The organism is Rhizobium sp. R86522, assembly GCF_042466255.1.
In the GTDB taxonomy this organism is placed as follows: Bacteria; Pseudomonadota; Alphaproteobacteria; order Rhizobiales; family Rhizobiaceae; genus Allorhizobium.
In genome coordinates, this window is sequence record NZ_JAXHBX010000001.1 from 1766831 (window position 1) to 1783830 (window position 17000).

Consider the following 17000-nt stretch of genomic DNA (forward strand, 5'->3'; position numbering starts at 1 on the left):
GCCTGCGGGGAGAAGGTGCCCGAAGGGTGGATGAGGGGCCAAGGTTCAAACTCATGCGCCCTCTCCCTTCACGACCGTCCACATCGTCACCGGCATCAGCGACTTCCAGCCACAATAGCGACCAACCGGGGCCGCCCGCGCCACCTGAATCCGTGAGAGATCACCGCCATGGCGGCTGCGCAGATCTACGAGTTTAGCCTCGCCTTCGATCGTAACAGCATTGGCGACCAGCCGTCCGCCGGGAGGAAGCGCTGCCCAGCAGGCCTCGAAGAGCCCCTCGCCGCTGATGCCGCCGCCGATGAAGATCACGTCAGGTGTTTTCAGGCCCGACAGCACCGCCGGCGCGTCGCCTTCGACGATTTCGAGGTCGGGCACGCCGAGAATTTCGGCATTCTCGCGGATCATCGCCAGCCGCTCGGGTTTCGCCTCGATCGCGATTGCTCTGGCGCCCATGCCAGCACGCATCCATTCAATCGCAATCGAACCACAGCCGGCGCCGACATCCCAGAGACGGGCATTCGGAAAGGGCGCAAGCTGGGCAAGGGTCGCCGCGCGGATCTCGCGTTTGGTGAGCTGCCCGTCGTGACGGAAGGCGTCATCGGGCAGGCCCGGCACAGGTGACAGCAACGGACCGTCCCAGGCGCAGTCGATGGCCAGCGTGTTGAAATCCGAGATGACGGGGCATGTCTCGGCCATTTCGAGCGCTGTCATGCGCAGGATACGCTCTTGCGTGCCGCCCATATGTTCCAGCACCTGCAGCACGGAAGCGCCGAAGCCGCGCTCGGCGAGCAGTACGGCCGCGGCCTGGACGGTAGAGGCGTCCGAGGTCAGCGCCAGGATGCGGGCGCGCGGCGTGACATGCCGGTTGAGGAAGGCGAGCGGGCGGCCATGCAGCGAGATCTGCGTCACCGATTGCAGCGGCCAGCCAAGCCGGGCAGCGGCGAGCGAAAAGGCGGACGGGCTCGGCAGCACGAACATTTCGTCAGCCGCCACATAGCGCCGAAGCGTCGCGCCGATGCCGAAATGCATGGGGTCGCCGGTGGCCAGTATCGTTACGGGCGTGCCACGCAGTTTCAGGATTTCGGTCAGCGTCTCGCGAAAACCGGCGCCCCAGGTGAGGATACGCTTCAGATCGGGCAGGTTTGACCCATCGATCACCGCATCGAGTCGTTCGCCGATAACAAGCGTTTCCGCCTGCCAGACGATCGCCTGCGCCTCGGGGGTGAGGCTTTCCAGCCCGTTGTCGCCGATGCCGATGATGGTGAGCCAGGGGGTGTGCAGCGCGTTAGACATTGGTGCCGAGCCCTCCTGCCAGGGCATTGACAGCAGCCGATGCCATGGCCGAGCCGCCCCGACGACCGCGCACGGCGATGTAGGGAATGCCTCTGGAATGGGCGATCAGTTCGTCCTTGCTTTCAGCGGCCCCCACGAAGCCGACGGGAAAACCGAGGATGATGGCCGGCTTGGGCGCGCCGGCATCGATGCGTTCCAGCAGGCGGAAGAGCGCCGTCGGCGCATTGCCGATCGCGACCACTGCGCCGGCAAGATGTTCATCCCAGAGGTCGACCTGTGCGGCCGAGCGGGTATTGCCGATTTCCTCTGCCTTCGGGCGCACGCGCTCGTCGTTCAGAAGGCAAAGTATCTCGTTCTCGGCCGGCAGCAGGCGGCGGATGATGCCGTGGCGGACCATCTCCACATCGACAAGAACCGGGGCACCCTTTTCAAGCGCTGCAGCACCGGCCTCGAAAGCGCCTTCGGACCACCTGACATCATCGGCGAGATCGACCATGCCGCAGGCATGGATGAGACGGATGACCAGCGGCTGCAGAACGGTCGGGAAGCGGTCGAGTGCTGCCTCCTCGCGAATGGTGGCGAAGGACTGGCGGTATATTTCATCGGGGTTGCGGATGTAGTCCAGAGAACCGGTCATGCGGCCAGCTCCGTCGCAAGTTCCCGATGCCCGATGCCGAGCACCCAGCCCTCCTCAGCAAGCGATGTCGCGACCTCCTCGTCTGACAGCATTGGCGGACGATCCAGAAGCATTGCAAGTCGGCCATCCGCATCGAAGCCTGCAAAGGCCTCGGCGACGGTGCGGACCTGCGCCTGGTCCTTCACCTCGTCCCGAGAGGCCAACGTGAAGAGCGAGGGATAGATCTCGGCAAAGACGACGGGCTGTTCGAATGAGGCAGCAAAACCGGTCTCGAAGGGCCAGACGGCGATGTTTTCACCGTGGCCGCTTTCGTCGAGGAAGCGCGACAGGCGTGCGATCCCGAGCAGTGTCTGGCTGCCGACGGAACCATTGTAGGTCAGTTGCCAGACGGACTTTGCTCCCTTGGCGAACTGCTCAGATCTGCGAAAGGCAAGCGGGGCCTCTGTCGACGCCGGCGGCTTCTTGTCGGAGAGATCGGCATAGGCATGCTGATGCGGCCGCCCCCAGAAGCGTGGTTCGCCGGCAAAATGGGTGGCATTCCAGCGCGAGGCGAGATCGAAGCGATTGTTTCGGTTATCGGGCGCATCCTCGATTTCATCGGCGATCTTGCGCCAGAGGGCCCGCCAGTTGGGCTCTCCTGTCAGCCGCTCGGCGGTGCCAGCAGGATAGCCGAAGGCGAAGTCGAAGCCGCAAAGCAGGCGTTGGCCCTCGGAGACCGCTGCGCCGACCACCGCGTCGAGGCGCTGCATGAAAGCATGACGGGTCGAGAAATTCTCGTTCCACTCGATCACATGACCATCGCCCTCGCGCCGGGCTAGGCACGCCCAGAGCGAGTTCTTGCCCGTGACCGGTTGCCCGGCACCGGACCAGTCGACGATCAGGATGCGATCGAAGAGCGGCATCACTTTTTCTTCTGCATCGACTTCGGCCCCAGCGGATGGTCGGCATGGGGATAAGGCGCATGGTGATGATCGTGACCATGCGAATGGCCATGCTCATGTGCATGATCATGGCCATCATGGTGATGGTCGTGCCCATGGTCATGCTCGTGGTGACCGCAGCCACAATTCGGTCCATGCTCGTGATGGGCCGCCTTGACCGAGGAAGGCGCGTCCATCACGGCCTGCAGTTCGGCATCCGGCGTCTTGTCTTTGAGGCCTGCATATTTGCCGCCCAAAGTGAACGACGGCGCGTAGTCGAAGGCCGGCTCCACGGCAACGGGCTTCAAAGGTGCCGGTTCCGCATGGCTGTGCACCGGCGTCCAGGGCAGACCATGCTCGCGACAGAAATCGGGGTCGCGGCAGGAGGCATCGCAATCGCCCTTGCAGGGACAGTTTTCCAGGCCACCGCCGATACCCTCCACATGGTGGTGGTGGCTCTCCTGCGGCTGGCCGACATCCGCTTCGAATCCGAGCACCTGTTCGCGATACTTGCACATCTGGCAGTTCATCACAGCGGCACCCTCGAGGATCTCCCTGACGCGATCCTGGAAGGCATCGAGCACCAGCGGGTGGTCGTTCAGGTAGCTCGCCTTGACGAACTGGATCTCCGGATAGCGCGCTGCCACCTCGTCGGTATAGCTGTAGATGCGCTTCACCAGGACGCCAGTGAAGAGGAAATAGGGGAAGACGACGATGCGCTTGTAGCCCAGCTTTGCAGCATGGGTCAGACCCGGCTCGACCAGCGGGAAGGTCACGCCCGAATAGCAGGTCTCGCCCCAACCGAACCCCATGCCTTCCCAGAGCATGCGCATGACCTTGGTGGCGTTGGAGTTGGCGTCCGGATCGGACGAGCCGCGACCGACCACCATCAGCAGCGTCTCGTGTTTGTCGACGAAACCAAGGGTATCGTTCGCCTCGTCGACAGCCGTCTGGATGCGGTCGCCGGCGGCGCGGATCATCTTCAGGTCGATACCGAGCTCACGGCCGTAATTGATGACGAAATCCTTGTGCTGCGCCTGGTAGGTGTTGAGCACCGAAGGGATGTCGTTCTTCGCGTGGCCTGCGGCAAACAGCATGCCGGGGACCGCAAGCACGCGGGTCACGCCCTGTTCGCGCAGGCTGTCGAGACCGGCTGAAATCACCGGATTGCAGAATTCGAGATAGCCATATTCGACCGGCATGTGCGGATTGCGGGCGCGCAGCGCCTCTGCAATCACGGCGAATTCCTTCGCTGCGTTCTGATTGCGGCTGCCGTGGCCGCAGACCATGATTCCGAGTTTTTCCGCCATGATGATACAAGGCCTCCCTGCTTCGTTCTTTCTGCCTGTACGAAGCGCCGGACTTATCGCGCCTTTCGGCACGGTCCATGGCCTTTGGGACAGCTCCGGAATTGGCCCCCTGATTGGGTCGGCCGCACCGGACTATTTCCAGCCTGTCGAACAGGCGCCGTCGCACATTACCACGAGCTTTATCGAAGCCTTATCAAACGGTCAAACCGGATTGCGGCGCTTTATGTGACGGAAGCGGCAGTTCACAGAATGTCCCTTGTGCGACCTGCACGACACGCTCTCGCAAGGTTGCGCAGCCGAGGCGTTTGGTCCACAAGAGCGCCACCTTCCCTCACCCTTCACGAGTCTCCCCGTGGCCGATCTCGCTTTCCAAGCTTTGCTGCTGCTGTTCATTGCCGCCTTCATCGCCGGCTTCATCGATTCGATTGCGGGTGGCGGCGGGCTGATCACCATTCCCGCGATGCTGATTGCCGGCATTCCGCCGCTGGAAACGCTGGGCACCAACAAGCTGCAGTCGATGTTCGGCGCAGGGTCGGCAACGCTCGCCTATGCGCGCAAAGGTCACGTGGATCTGAGGAAGCAGCTGCCGATGGCTGTCATGGCGGTGATCGGTGGTGCCATCGGTGCCCTGATCGCAACGGTGGTGCCAGGCGACGTGCTGCGTGTGCTCATGCCCTTCCTGCTGGTTGCCATCGCGCTCTATTTTGCGCTGAAGCCGAACATTTCCGACGAAGACCGCCATCAGCGCATGACGCCCTTCGTCTTCGGCGTGACGCTTGTGCCGCTGATCGGCCTCTATGACGGCGTCTTCGGTCCCGGCACCGGCTCGTTCTTCATGCTCGCCTTCGTCTCGCTTGCCGGCTTCGGCATGCTGAAGGCGACGGCGCATACGAAGCTTCTGAACCTCGGCTCCAATCTCGGCGCCTTCCTGATCTTCGTCGCCAGCGGCGTGGTGCTCTGGAAAGTCGGCCTCCTGATGGGCGTCGGCCAGTTCCTCGGCGCCCAGACCGGTTCGCGTTTCGCCATGCGCAAGGGCGCCAAGATCATCAAGCCGCTGCTGGTCGTCACCTGCGTGGCGCTTGCCATCCGCCTACTTGCCGACCCGACCAACCCGATCCGGGTGTGGATCGGGGTCTGAGGTTCAGTACTCCACGCCGATCTGAGCCTTGATGCCCGAGCGGAAGGGATGCTTCACCAGTTCCATCTCCGTCACGAGATCGGCAAGTTCAATCAACTCGTCCTTAGCGTTGCGGCCGGTCAAGACGACATGGGTCATCGGCGGCTTCTCTGTCGCCAGGAATGCCAGCATCTCCGCAAGATCGATGTAGTCGTAGCGGATGGCAATGTTCACCTCATCGAGCAGCACCATGGAATTCGAGGGATCGCGGATCAATTCCTTGGCCTTCTCCCAGGCGGCCTGCGCCATCGCAATGTCGCGCGCCTTGTCCTGGGTTTCCCAGGTGAAGCCTTCACCCATGGTGTGGAAGTCGCACAGCTCCGAGAAATGCTTGAGGATCATGTCCCGTTCGCCTGTTGACATGGCGCCCTTGATGAACTGGACCACGGCGCATTTCTTGCCGTGTGCGATGTGCCGGAAAATCATGCCGAAGGCAGCAGAGGACTTGCCCTTGCCCTTGCCGGTATGGACGATGATCAGGCCCTTTTCGCCGGTCTTGGTCGCCATGATCTTGTCACGGGCGGCCTTCTTCTTGGCCATCTTTTCCGCATGGCGGGCGAGATCGGTCTCGCCGGTGGCAATCGTTTCCTCAGTCATGTCGTACTCCCGGAAGTATTGAATTCTTTTGCGAATTAGATGGCTTGCGGTTTACTACAACGGTGACCGCGGCCCGTCTTCAAGAGACGCCACCTTGCCCCTTTGGCAAGTCGTCCACTATGTTGAGCCAGTCGACGCGCTCGTCCCAGTGCCAGTGCTCTCGGATCGCTACGGAAAGCCCATCATCAAGGCTCGCGACATAGAAATCGATATCATCAGGCCGTCGCTCAGTCTCGAATGACATGGGCGACCCGCAACGGCTGCAGAAGCCGCGCCGCACACCCGGGGATGAGGCGTAAAAGTGCAGACTATCTCCTTCGAGGCGCGTGCTGTCGCGCGGAACGGTGAAGAAGGTCGTTACAGGCGAAGAGGCAGCCCTGCGGCAGCTCTCGCAATGGCAATGACCAGAGCTGCGGACGGGTCCAGAGGTACGGAAGCGCACACCTCCACACAGGCAATGCCCCCGCAAGGCCATCGGGTCACTCTGTTGAACGTCAGACATGCAACTCTCCCTCAGCAAGTTCGCTCAAGGTGAATTTGGCTGAGTTGCTCTTCGGCGTCCACAGGCCGCGCTCGATCGCCTCGATCAAGCGGTCGGCGAGTTCCCTCTGCGCCGGGGCATTCTTTTCTGCCATGAAGTCGCGCACGCGCTCGTCCAGAATGAAGGCCTGGTAGACGGCTTCGAAATGGTGATCGCGGACGGCACCCGTCGTTGCGGCAAAGGCGAACATATAGTCGACGGTCGCGGTCATCTCGAAGGCACCCTTGTAGCCGTGGCGCATGACGCCTTCGATCCATTTCGGGTTGACGACACGGGCACGCACGACACGGCCGATCTCTTCCTCAAGGCTGCGGATGACAGGCTTTTCCGGCCGCGAATGGTCGTTGTGATAGACCTTGGGCCTGACGCCTGCGACATGCTCGATCGCCGCCGTCATACCGCCTTCGAACTGGTAGTAGTCGTCGCTATCGAGCAGGTCGTGCTCGCGGTTGTCCTGGTTCTGTACCACGGCCTGGACCGAGCGCAGGCGTTCCTCGAACAGCCCGCGTTCCGCCTTGCCCTCCTCGCCAGCACCATAGGCGTAACCGCCCCAGACGAGATAGCTCTCGGCGAGGTCGGCACGGTCATTCCAGCCCTTCTCGTCGATCAATGCCTGCAGTCCAGCCCCATAGGCGCCAGGCTTGGAACCGAAGACGCGGTAGCCGGCGCGGCGGGCGGCCTGCTTTTCGTCCAGCCCTTCGGCGATCAGTACCTCAGTTTCGGCCCTGACCCGTGCTGCAATCGGGTTGTCACCCTCGTCCTCGTCGAGGCTGGCCACCGCACGCACCGCCTTGTCGAAAAGCGCGATCTGCTCGGGGAAGGCATCGCGGAAGAAACCGGAGATGCGGAGCGTCACATCGACTCGCGGCCGTCCCAGCAAGGCCATGGGGATCACTTCGAAGCCGGTAACGCGCCGCGAGGCCATGTCCCAAAGCGGCTTGACACCGATGAGCGCCAGGGCCTGCGCGATGTCATCGCCACCGGTGCGCATATTTGACGTGCCCCAGGCGGTGATGCCGAAGGAAACAGGCCATTCGCCGTGATCCTGCACGTAACGCTGGATCAGGAGCTCTGCGGATTTCTTGCCAAGTTCATAGGCCGCCGGCGTCGGCACGGCGCGGCTGTCGACAGAGTAGAAGTTGCGGCCCGTCGGCAGCACGTCCGGTCGACCGCGCGTTGGCGCGCCTGAGGGGCCAGGGGAAACGAATTGGCCGGCGAGGCCCTTGAGCAGGCCATCGATCTCGGCGGGGCCGGAGGAGACGACGGCGAGTTTCAGGCGGGTCTCGATCTCGGCGAGCACGGCGCGGGTGCACGGCCAGTCATCTGGGCAGGCGATCTCTCCGGCGACCAACTGCGCAGCTAGTAACTCGATCCGTTCCACGGTGTCGCCGTGGGTACGCCAGGGGGCTTCGGTGAGATCGGCGAGGATCGCGGGCGTGGGGCCTGTCCAAGGGGCGGACATGACGCAGTCGAGGGGATCGAAGCCTTCGGTCTTCAGCAGATCCCCTGCGATCGCCCGCTGCAGGCTGGCATCGCCGCCATCACCCTGCCCACGCGGCACCCGGGCCAGCGCGACGACGAGATCGGTCAACAGCCGCCCTTCGGGTGCGAGCCCGAAGATGTGCAGCCCGTCACGGATCTGCATTTCCTTGAGGTCACATAGATACGCGTCGAGCTTTTCCAGTGCCGTCTCGTCTGCCTCGCCCTTGGCGATGCCGGCGTCCTGGTCGAGGCCGATATCGGTGATCAGCTCCAGGATCTGCTTCTTCAGCAGCACCAGACGGCGTGGATCGCCGCCCGAGGCTTCGTAGTATTCGTCGACCAGCGCCTCAAGATCCTTCAGCGGCCCATAACTCTCGGCACGCGTCAGCGGTGGCGTCAGGTGGTCGATAATGACGGCGGAGCTGCGGCGCTTGGCCTGCGTGCCCTCGCCGGGATCGTTGACGATGAAGGGATAGAGATGCGGCAATGGGCCGAAGACGGCTTCGGGGAAACAAGTTTCCGACAGTGCCAGCGCCTTGCCCGGCAGCCATTCGAGATTGCCGTGTTTGCCCATGTGGATGAGCGCCTGAGCGCCGAATTCACGCCTCAGGAAGGCGTAGAAGGCAAGATAGCCATGCGGCGGCACGAGGTCCGGGGCATGATAGGTTTCCTTGGGATCGATGTTGTAGCCACGCGCCGGCTGGATGCCGATCATGAGCTTGCCGAAGCGCATCAGCGGCAGCGCAAAGGCACCTTCCAGGTGAAAGGGATCGGCCTCCGGGGCACCCCAGCGCGCGGTTACGCGCTCCTGAACTTCTTTGGGAAGATCATCGAACAACTTTATGTAATCGCTGATGGAAAGACGTTCGCGAATGACCCGTCCGTCGTTCGCAGCATTCGTAGGGCCTGCCATCAGGGTCTGCATCAGCGCGTCACCATCGGCGGGTAGATCGGCAATGTCATAACCCGCGTCGCGCATGGCGCGCATGACCTCGATCGTGCCGGCTGGCGTATCCAGTCCGACGCCATTGCCGAGACGTCCGTCGCGGTTCGGGTAATTGGCCATAACAAGCGCCACGTGGCGGTCGGCGGGATCAGTTGCCCGGAGCTTCGCCCAGTTCGCCGCCAGTTCGGCGACGAAACGCATGCGGCCGGCATCCGGCTCGTGGCTGACCAGATTTACCTCGACCCGCTCGTCAAAGCGCGCCTTGGACTTGAAGGAGACGGCGCGGGTCAGCACCCGGCCATCGACTTCCGGCAAAGCGACGCTCATCGCCAGATCGCGGGCGCTCAAGCCCTGGCTCGAACTCTCCCAGGTGGTGCGGGGCGAGGATGAGAGGATTGCCTGTAGGACCACGGCACCTGTTTCGTCCAACACCGTCGACGGCTTTTCCGCGCCAGGCGTCGAGACGGCGAAACCGGTGGTGTTGATGACAACAGATGGCGGGAATCGGTCGAAGATGGCGCGGAGCGTATCGACCGAGACCTGATCCTTGAGGCTCGAGACGAAGACCGGTAGCGGGATCAGTCCCTCAGCCTTCAAGGCTTCGACCATGGCTTCGACGGGTGCCGTTTCGCCGCTCTGTACGAGGGCGCGATAGAAGCAGAGGGGGGCGACATTGCCTCCCCCTGCAGCCAAGGAGAGTGTCAGGGTGAGGGGCTGGTCTTGCGCAGAGGTTCGCCCCTCATCCGCCCTGCGGGCACCTTCTCCCCGTGAACGGGGAGAAGGAGGCATGCCGCCGGCCGCAACGCTGCTCTCCCCCCTTGTAGGGGAGATGGCCGGCAGGTCAGAGGGGCGCGCCAGGAACGCGAGCCTCTCCCATTCCTCGACCCCAATCACGCCCCTGCCCGGCCACCAGATGCCAGCTTTCAGCAGTGGACGCGCCGGTTCCGGACGTTCGTCCCCACCCAGCATAGCCTCAGCATAGGAGACGAAGGCCGAGGCATTGCCCGCCCCGCCTTCGGTGAGATAGGTCCAGAGCGCTTGCCGGTCGTCATCAACGCAAGCCTGGAACGGTGCTAGCCCCTCGTCCGGCTTGTCATCGCCAGGCAACACAACGATTGCCGTACCGCTGCGGCGGGCTGAGGCATGTAGCGCTTCCAGCGCATAGTGGAAGTAGCTAGCCCCACCCAGAGCCCGCACCACGATCAGCCGCGCATGCCGCGCCGTGCGCTCGATATAGGTATCGACCGACATCGGATGCTTCAGCGTCATCAGGCTGGCAAGCCGCCAGCGAACCACCTGTTCGCCCCTCGCCTCGACAGCTGCGGCTATTGCCGCAAGCTCCGTGTCCGCCGCAGAGAGAAACAGTACATCCCCCGGCGTCTGGCCGAGATCGATCGCCTCGTCGCCGTCGCTGATCGATCCCTTTTGGGCAAGGAGCAGATGCATGGATCAGCCAGCCGCTGCCTGGACGTCCTCGACCACGGCACCGAAATCCCATTCATGCAGGCCGATGACGACGATACGCGTCTCGCGCTTTTCGGCGCTTGTCCAGGGACGGTCGAAATAGGTTTCGATGCGGGTGCCGACGGCCTGGATGACAAGGCGCATCGGCTTGCCCGGCACGTCGATGAAGCCCTTCAAACGCAGGATGTCATGCTTCTCGATAACAGGCTTCAGGCGGTCTATGAAATCGGAAGCGTCCTTGATCGCGCCGAGCTTCAGGACGAAGCTTTCGAACTCGTCGTGATCGTGGTGATGGTCGTGGTCTTCGCCCGAGGCATGCAGCGCCTCGTGCTCCATCTCGTGATGCGACTTGCGGTTTTCGATGTCGTCTTCTGTGCTTGCACCGATGCCGAGCAGGACGAGCGAGGGCACTTCGCCGTTCTTCGCCTCGATCATCGAAGGCTTACGGCTGGTGCGGCCCGTGACTTCCGCGCGCACGGCAGCGATACCGGCAGCGTCCAGGAGGTCGGCCTTGTTGAGGACGATGAGGTCGGCGCAGGTCAGCTGATCCTCGAAGAGTTCTTCGATCGGGCTTTCGTGATCGAGATTGTCGTCCTCGGCGCGCTGGGCGGCGACCGCGTCATGGTCGTCGGCAAAACGGCCAGCGGCGACGGCGGCACTATCGACCACGGTCACGACGCCATCGACGGTCACACGCGTGCGGATATCCGGCCAGTTGAAGGCAGCGACCAGCGGCTGCGGCAGCGCCAGACCCGAGGTCTCGATGACGATATGGTCAGGCTTCACGTCGCGCTCAAGCAGCTTCAGCATGGTCGGTACGAAGTCGTCGGCGACCGTGCAGCAGATGCAGCCATTGGTGAGTTCGATGATGTCATCTTCGGTGCAATTGTCGGCGCCGCAGCCCTTCAAGACATCACCGTCGACGCCGAGGTCGCCGAATTCGTTGATGATCAGCGCGATCTTCTTGCCGCCGGCATTCATCAGCATGTTACGGATGATGGTGGTCTTGCCTGCCCCCAAAAAGCCGGTGATGACGGTGGCGGGGATCTTTTGCTGCAACATGGTTCAACCCTTCATTTTCAACGGCAAACCCGCCGCGATAAAATAGACTTCAGCCGCCTCGGCGGCGATGGCTTGGTGGAGACGGCCGGCATGGTCGCGGAAGGCGCGGGCCATCTTGTTTTCGGGCACGATGCCGAGGCCGACTTCATTGGAGACGAAGATGACGGTGGCGTGGAGTTCTCCGAGGATTGCAGCGAGTTCGGCGCCATCCGCGTCGACGTCACGGCCTTCTTCCATCATCAGATTGGTGACCCAGAGCGTCAGGCAGTCGACGAGGATCACCCGCTCGGGCTTGTCGAGCGTCTTCAGTGCACCGACGAGATCCAGCGGCTCCTCATGCGTCGTCCAGCCGTCATCGGCACGGTCGGCCTTGTGGGTCTCGATGCGGGCGCGCATCTCGTCGTCCCAGGCGCGGCCCGTGGCCAGATAAACGCGATCTAGGCCGGTGTTGCGCGCCGTTGTTTCGGCGAAACGCGACTTGCCCGAGCGCGCACCGCCGAGAACGAGGATGGATGGGGAATTGGATGCGGTCATGGTGCGCCATGACCTTCGACCGCGCGCAGACGGCCAGCGGTGCATGCCTTCAGCATGCACAAGAAAACAATCGATGCCGCGTCCGCGCATGCGGACCGGCACCGGCGGGGCGCAAAGGACCCGCGGATGCAGAACGTCGCCACGACAACCTCCGTGCTGGCAACGGGGAGACCTCCCCAGTGTGGGCACCATGCCCGTGGATGGCAGGTCTCCTGGCTCGCAGGTCGTGATCCTCGAAAGGACCGTCGGGTTCTCCTCGCCTTCCCAGGGTTTGCGGCAACACGAAAGAGCGGACGATTCGTAGAAAAAGAGGCGTCCTGCCCCGGCTGATCGCGTTGCCACCCCAGTGGCTTTTCCGTCCTGCCGTTCTGGCGAGCCGGTCGCACCCTGCGACCCGTCACTCGTTCAACGACAAAGCGGATGGAGAACCCTCGCTGCAATACAGTCGCGGGGTCGGCTGCGTTCGGCGTGCCCGGTTGGGGTCCACGCCTTCGCATTCCCTTTTGCTCTCCGGACAACATCTCTGCCGTTCGGAAACCATCCATCATGAGGATTAGGCCGAGGTCGAAGCCGAGTCAATCACAGCTGCGGCGCAGAGCTGCGTCATTGCGCCCGAGGGCCGATCAAGGGCTCGTGGAGCAGTCCGGCGTGACGGCGGGGTCGCAATCCGGCCGCAGGCGAATGGCACCCACGGCTCCCTGTTCGACCGGCGTGCCCTGGCCGATGTCGGCAGCGCGACGCGCAGGCTGGGCCGGGGCTGCGGGCCGAGGTGTCTGCACGTCGGCGACCGGCGGCGCGGCCATTTCGCGCGGTGGCGGAGGAACAGCCGTCTCCGGCACAGCCATAACGGACGAGTTTTGCGGCGCCGCCTGCCGCACCACCGGGGCGGCGCGTGGCGATTCCACCCGAGCATTCGGCACGATCACCGGCGGTGGCTCCGAAGCGAGCCGCGTTGATATGGTTCGCGGCTGCTGGGCCTTGCGGACACGCGGCGTGGTCAGCGAGAAGGCAAAGCGGATGCGGGCCGCGAGTTCTTCGGCAAGCGCCTGACGGGCCCAGCGCGGGTCGTCGGTCGGGCCGTTCACCCTGAAGCTTCCCTTGGCGACCGGCTCGCCGGTTTCGACCGAAACAGCAGTCACGGTAAAGTCAGCCTGAGCGAGGCGGCGACGGGCGCCCTCCCCAAATCCAAGGCGATCGATTTTGACCAGAAGCACGACGCGCTCGGCACCCGCGGGCGGGCGCGTCGCCGCAATCGCGGCAGAGACGCGGCGATCGACGCTTTCAATGAGGTCGAGCGGGATGCGTGCATCGGCCATGACCGTCACGTTGCGGACGTAGTAAACCAACGGACGGTCAATGCTGCGCCCGAAAAAGACGGAGCAGGAAGCGAGCAGCAGGGCGAAGCCCATGGCGACGGCGATGCGAAGGCTGCGAGCGAACATAAGGACCCCGGACAGGTGATTCTGAACCTGCCCGAGAATTCGCCATTTATGGTTAGTGTAGAGTTAACTTGCTGCCTGAAGGACCGCGAAGAGTGACGCTGCCGATGCGAACTCGCCGTAACGGGCCTCACGACGCGCTTCGGCCTCGGCATCGGAACCCCAATGCTCGATCGTCCAGTCCTCGTCGAGATGGGCAAGCGACCAGACATCGTCCAGATCGAAGGCACCCTCGGCAAAGGCAAGTGTCAGCACAGCCGAACCCGTCAGCGTCGTCACCACGTTGAGGCAGGAGATCTGGAAGGGATCGCGGTAGCGCTCCAGCGCCCGAGCGTAGGCGCCGATTGCCTCCTGTGGCTGTTCCTGATGCATCACGCCTTCGACAAGGATGAAGCGCGCGCCGTGCGCAGTCGATATCCAAGCAAGCAAAGGATCCCAGCGAGCCGACTGACGGTCGATCAGTTCCTTCGGTCCGTCAGCGCGGTAGCAGAGCAGATCGGTGCCGGCGAAACGGACGATCTCGTGGAACACGTCGTCCAGGCTGTTCGAAACGGCATCGATGGCGGTATTCGCGAGTTTGGTGATCGGCATGGTCGCCGGGTCGATGAACTCGCCCTGCCCGGCCCATTCGGCAACCACGAGTTCTGCGGCCTCACGGTTCGGCAGCGTCAGCAGGTTCTTCGCCGGCGTCTTCACGGACTTTCCATCCAGCGTAATGGAGAAGCCGTCATCGCGGGCCTCGGTGCCGACGGCCTCGTAGAAGCGCTTCGGCAGCGGCCGCTTCATCTGGATCTGCGCCCGGCGCACCGGATCCTCATGGCTCGGCTCCGGAATGAAGGTGCCGAAAATGTCCTGGCTGAGTTCGTCGCGCATCAAGAGCTCCTAGTGGATATAGGCCAGAAGGTCGGCCGCACGCTCGACCACGGCATCGGCACCAGCCTTCCAGAGATCGTCGGCCTTGGCATAACCCCAGGCGACACCGATCGCGGTCGCCCCAGCGGCCTTCGCCATCTGCATATCGTAGATCGCATCGCCGATGACGATGGTCTCGCGCGGCGCAATGCCCGCCTCGTCACAGCATTCCGTCACCATGGCCGGATGCGGCTTTGACGGGCAGTCGTCGGCCGTCCGGCAGAAGAGGAAATGGGGCTTCAGCCCATGACCTTCAAGAATGGTTTCCAGCCCGCGTCGCGACTTGCCGGTGACGGCGCCGAGCCAGACGTCCTCGCGGGCGATGAGCGCATCCAGCACTTCGCGGATGCCGTCGAACATGGTCTCGCCAAAACCAGAATCTCGGCGGACATCAGCGAAAATCGCCTTGTAATGGGCAGCCATGGCGACCGCTTCGTCATCGGCATGCGGTTTGCCGTCCATGCGGGCAATGGCGATGTCGAGCGTCAACCCGATGATCGACTTTGTCGTCTCGACGGCCGGCTCCGGCTTGCCGAAGGCGATGAAGGTGTGGCGCATGACTTCATGGATCAGCCCGGCGCTGTCGACCAGCGTGCCGTCGCAATCGAACAGAACAAGCTTCATTCGCCGTCCCTGTCACCGTCGCGCTGATCGAGGCCAAGCAGGTTCCAGGTCTGGACCATGTGCGGCGGCAGCGGCGCCGTCACCTTCAGGCGGCCACCGTTCGGGTGCGGCAGATCGATGAAGCGTGCATGCAGGTGCAACCGCTTCTGAACACCGCCCGGGAAATCCCAGTTGTGATCCTCGTCGAAGTATTTCGGGTCACCAATGATCGGGTGGCCGATATGCAATGCGTGGACGCGCAATTGGTGGGTACGGCCGGTGTAGGGTTCCATCTCCAGCCAGGCGAGGTTCTGCGCTGCGGTGTCGATCACACGGTAATAGGTGATGGCGTGGTCTGCGCCGTCCTCGCCGTGCCTGCAGACCCGCATACGGTCGCCTTCGTCGGTCTGGTCCTTGGTGAGCCAGGTCGAGATCTTGTCCTCATGCTTGCGCGGGACGCCCTTCACCAGCGACCAGTAGATCTTTTTGGTGTCGCGCTCGCGAAACGCGGCCGTCAGCTTCTGGGCAGCCCCGCGGGTACGCGCCACGACAAGCACGCCGGAGGTGTCGCGGTCGAGGCGGTGGACGAGGCGTGGCTTTTCGCCCTTCCGGCTCGTCCAGGCTTCGAGCATCTTGTCGATATGGCGATTGAGACCCGAGCCGCCCTGCACGGCAAGGCCGGCGGGCTTGTTGAGCACGAAGACCTTCTCGTCTTCATGCAGCAGCATGCGCGACAGGAGCTCGTGGTCATCACCATGCTTCAGGTCATGACTTGCGATCGGACCGGTCTTCTTGGCGTCGACATCCATCGGCGGCACACGGACCACCTGACCGGGCTGAACGCGTGCATCGGTCTTGACGCGACCGCCGTCGACACGGACCTGGCCGGAGCGCAGAAGCTTCTGCAGCGCGCCGAAGCCTAGACCCGGATAATGGATCTTGAACCAGCGGTCGAGCCGCATGCCAGCCTCGTCGACTTCCACGGTGATATGTTCGATGCCTGCCATCAGGATACTTTCTCGCTCGGGTTCTCCACCCACTTATCCCGTGCCTTTAGTAGATTTCGGGCGGAAAGGGAAAGCGGAAATGCAGGCTCGGGCGTCAGAACAGGCTGCGGCCGAGGGCGAGACCACCGAAAGCGGCCGAGAGGGACAGGACAAGGCTCGCTCCGACATAGGCCAGGGCCAGGTGACTTTCGCCACGTTCGAAGAGCGCCATCGTGTCGAGCGAGAAGGAGGAGAATGTGGTGAACCCTCCAAGGAAGCCGACCACGAGCAGCAGCTGCATTTCCATCGATGCGGAGAACTTCCGCGCCAGCAGTTCGGTTAACAGACCTATAATGAACGAGCCGACGATGTTGACGGTGATCGTGCCCCAGGGGAAGCCCATCCCCAGCCAGCGGGTCATGGCAATCCCGGCGAGATAGCGGGCTACCGATCCGGTCGCACCGCCGATCGCGACGAGCAGGATATTGAACATGGATGACTCCGGCTTGAACGGCTGTTGCGCGAGCCGTTCAAGCCGGTTCGGGCCGCCGCGTCAAGCCTTGGCCGATGCCAGAAATCCCGCCACGAACGCCGACAGCGCCTTCCAGTCGGTGAATTCGTGGTCCCGGCTCACATCCGTTGGAGCATTCTCGTGCTCTGCCATGCGCCGGATGATCCAGCGCTTGAAGAAGTCATATTCGGTATATCTGAGCGCGCCAGCCGCGTGATGGATCATGCCGGGCTTCCATCCGCTCTCCTCGAACAGGTGGTCGGGGAAATGCGTCGCTTCTTCCCGCTCCTCCTCGAATTCGGAACGGATCAGCAGGGATACGGACACGAAAGCCGAGGGCACAGCATTCAGCCAAGCGGCTTCCTGCCGAACGAACCGGGCGAAGGCAGCCGGATAGCGGGCCGCGTGAACCGGCGCACAAAGGATGGCTGCCTCGGGATGGGCAACCGCATATTCGCCACCCGAGGATATGTCGAACAGAAGTGCCCGGTCGCCTGCGGCCTCGACCGCCGACGCGACCGCTTCCGCGATCTTGCGTGTCTGCCCCTCAACCGTCGCGTAGCCGACAAGAATAATCATGGCTCTG

At 63.1% G+C, this 17000-nt stretch carries 16 protein-coding genes and 1 riboswitch; of the genes, 1 reads left to right on the forward strand and 15 read right to left on the reverse strand.

Annotation, left to right across the window (positions count from 1 at the left end; genetic code table 11):
* Positions 1-51 precede the first annotated feature (51 nt).
* The 4 genes from cbiE to SJY08_RS08450 are packed head-to-tail and all read right to left on the reverse strand — an operon-like array spanning position 52 to position 4160.
* Entirely contained in the window at positions 52-1293 is a 1242-nt protein-coding gene (gene cbiE / locus SJY08_RS08435; protein WP_377275294.1) for a precorrin-6y C5,15-methyltransferase (decarboxylating) subunit CbiE, read from the reverse strand.
* Entirely contained in the window at positions 1286-1930 is a 645-nt protein-coding gene (locus SJY08_RS08440; RefSeq protein ID WP_377275295.1) for a precorrin-8X methylmutase, read from the reverse strand. Before SJY08_RS08440 ends, cbiE begins: the two co-directional genes overlap by 8 nt.
* The gene (locus SJY08_RS08445) at positions 1927-2832 is read right to left on the reverse strand and encodes a hypothetical protein (protein WP_377275296.1); all 906 of its coding nucleotides are present in this window, start codon (positions 2830-2832) and stop codon (positions 1927-1929) included. Before SJY08_RS08445 ends, SJY08_RS08440 begins: the two co-directional genes overlap by 4 nt.
* Entirely contained in the window at positions 2832-4160 is a 1329-nt protein-coding gene (locus SJY08_RS08450; RefSeq protein WP_377275297.1) for a sirohydrochlorin chelatase, read from the reverse strand. The genes SJY08_RS08445 and SJY08_RS08450 overlap by 1 nt, the downstream gene beginning before the upstream one ends.
* 352 nt (positions 4161-4512) lie before the next feature.
* Between SJY08_RS08450 and SJY08_RS08455 the strand changes: the two genes are divergently transcribed.
* Positions 4513-5298 carry a TSUP family transporter gene (locus SJY08_RS08455; RefSeq protein ID WP_300890077.1) on the forward strand — a complete coding sequence of 262 codons (786 nt, stop codon included), beginning with the start codon at positions 4513-4515 and terminating at the stop codon, positions 5296-5298.
* Between the two features lie 3 nt (positions 5299-5301).
* Here SJY08_RS08455 and cobO read toward each other — a convergent pair whose 3' ends face one another.
* The 11 genes from cobO to SJY08_RS08510 all read right to left on the reverse strand — a co-directional run bounded on the left by cobO (position 5302) and on the right by SJY08_RS08510 (position 16993).
* Positions 5302-5934, reverse strand: a complete 633-nt coding sequence (gene cobO / locus SJY08_RS08460; protein WP_377275298.1) for a cob(I)yrinic acid a,c-diamide adenosyltransferase — start codon at positions 5932-5934, stop codon at positions 5302-5304.
* A gap of 79 nt (positions 5935-6013) precedes the next feature.
* Positions 6014-6436, reverse strand: coding sequence for a GFA family protein (locus tag SJY08_RS08465; RefSeq protein ID WP_377275299.1), 423 nt, complete (start codon positions 6434-6436; stop codon positions 6014-6016).
* A complete protein-coding gene (cobN, locus tag SJY08_RS08470) occupies positions 6429-10349 on the reverse strand; it encodes a cobaltochelatase subunit CobN (RefSeq protein WP_377275300.1) in 3921 nt (1306 codons plus the stop codon). Before cobN ends, SJY08_RS08465 begins: the two co-directional genes overlap by 8 nt.
* Before the next feature lie 3 nt (positions 10350-10352).
* Positions 10353-11429, reverse strand: coding sequence for a cobalamin biosynthesis protein CobW (gene cobW / locus SJY08_RS08475; protein ID WP_377275302.1), 1077 nt, complete (start codon positions 11427-11429; stop codon positions 10353-10355).
* Positions 11430-11432: 3 nt separating this feature from the next.
* On the reverse strand, positions 11433-11963 hold the full coding sequence (cobU, locus tag SJY08_RS08480) for a bifunctional adenosylcobinamide kinase/adenosylcobinamide-phosphate guanylyltransferase (RefSeq protein ID WP_377275303.1): 531 nt from the start codon (positions 11961-11963) through the stop codon (positions 11433-11435).
* Positions 11964-12147: 184 nt separating this feature from the next.
* A riboswitch (cobalamin riboswitch) is annotated at positions 12148-12520 on the reverse strand.
* Positions 12521-12586: 66 nt separating this feature from the next.
* Positions 12587-13405, reverse strand: coding sequence for a hypothetical protein (locus SJY08_RS08485; protein ID WP_377275304.1), 819 nt, complete (start codon positions 13403-13405; stop codon positions 12587-12589).
* A gap of 63 nt (positions 13406-13468) precedes the next feature.
* Entirely contained in the window at positions 13469-14275 is an 807-nt protein-coding gene (locus SJY08_RS08490; protein ID WP_377275305.1) for an ATP12 family chaperone protein, read from the reverse strand.
* 9 nt (positions 14276-14284) lie between these two features.
* Complete coding sequence (locus SJY08_RS08495; protein WP_377275306.1) at positions 14285-14938, reverse strand: HAD-IA family hydrolase; 654 nt, start codon at positions 14936-14938, stop codon at positions 14285-14287.
* Positions 14935-15924, reverse strand: coding sequence for an RluA family pseudouridine synthase (locus SJY08_RS08500; protein WP_377275307.1), 990 nt, complete (start codon positions 15922-15924; stop codon positions 14935-14937). The genes SJY08_RS08495 and SJY08_RS08500 overlap by 4 nt, the downstream gene beginning before the upstream one ends.
* Positions 15925-16018: 94 nt before the next feature.
* Entirely contained in the window at positions 16019-16396 is a 378-nt protein-coding gene (gene crcB / locus SJY08_RS08505) for a fluoride efflux transporter CrcB (RefSeq protein WP_054150191.1), read from the reverse strand.
* A 60-nt stretch (positions 16397-16456) separates the two neighbouring features.
* On the reverse strand, positions 16457-16993 hold the full coding sequence (locus SJY08_RS08510) for a flavodoxin domain-containing protein (protein WP_069041495.1): 537 nt from the start codon (positions 16991-16993) through the stop codon (positions 16457-16459).
* Between the last annotated feature and the right edge of the window lie 7 nt (positions 16994-17000).

What these genes read in the sequence shown, in the direction of transcription:
- SJY08_RS08510 (WP_069041495.1), bottom strand. Translation starts at nt 16,993, where the DNA reads ATGATTATTCTTGTCGGCTACGCGACGGTTGAGGGGCAGACACGCAAG.
- SJY08_RS08500 (WP_377275307.1), bottom strand. Translation starts at nt 15,924, where the DNA reads ATGGCAGGCATCGAACATATCACCGTGGAAGTCGACGAGGCTGGCATG.
- cobO (WP_377275298.1), bottom strand. Translation starts at nt 5,934, where the DNA reads ATGACTGAGGAAACGATTGCCACCGGCGAGACCGATCTCGCCCGCCAT.
- SJY08_RS08495 (WP_377275306.1), bottom strand. Translation starts at nt 14,938, where the DNA reads ATGAAGCTTGTTCTGTTCGATTGCGACGGCACGCTGGTCGACAGCGCC.
- SJY08_RS08440 (WP_377275295.1), bottom strand. Translation starts at nt 1,930, where the DNA reads ATGACCGGTTCTCTGGACTACATCCGCAACCCCGATGAAATATACCGC.
- cobN (WP_377275300.1), bottom strand. Translation starts at nt 10,349, where the DNA reads ATGCATCTGCTCCTTGCCCAAAAGGGATCGATCAGCGACGGCGACGAG.
- SJY08_RS08485 (WP_377275304.1), bottom strand. Translation starts at nt 13,405, where the DNA reads ATGTTCGCTCGCAGCCTTCGCATCGCCGTCGCCATGGGCTTCGCCCTG.
- cobU (WP_377275303.1), bottom strand. Translation starts at nt 11,963, where the DNA reads ATGACCGCATCCAATTCCCCATCCATCCTCGTTCTCGGCGGTGCGCGC.
- SJY08_RS08450 (WP_377275297.1), bottom strand. Translation starts at nt 4,160, where the DNA reads ATGGCGGAAAAACTCGGAATCATGGTCTGCGGCCACGGCAGCCGCAAT.
- SJY08_RS08490 (WP_377275305.1), bottom strand. Translation starts at nt 14,275, where the DNA reads ATGCGCGACGAACTCAGCCAGGACATTTTCGGCACCTTCATTCCGGAG.
- cobW (WP_377275302.1), bottom strand. Translation starts at nt 11,429, where the DNA reads ATGTTGCAGCAAAAGATCCCCGCCACCGTCATCACCGGCTTTTTGGGG.
- SJY08_RS08445 (WP_377275296.1), bottom strand. Translation starts at nt 2,832, where the DNA reads ATGCCGCTCTTCGATCGCATCCTGATCGTCGACTGGTCCGGTGCCGGG.
- SJY08_RS08465 (WP_377275299.1), bottom strand. Translation starts at nt 6,436, where the DNA reads ATGTCTGACGTTCAACAGAGTGACCCGATGGCCTTGCGGGGGCATTGC.
- crcB (WP_054150191.1), bottom strand. Translation starts at nt 16,396, where the DNA reads ATGTTCAATATCCTGCTCGTCGCGATCGGCGGTGCGACCGGATCGGTA.
- cbiE (WP_377275294.1), bottom strand. Translation starts at nt 1,293, where the DNA reads ATGTCTAACGCGCTGCACACCCCCTGGCTCACCATCATCGGCATCGGC.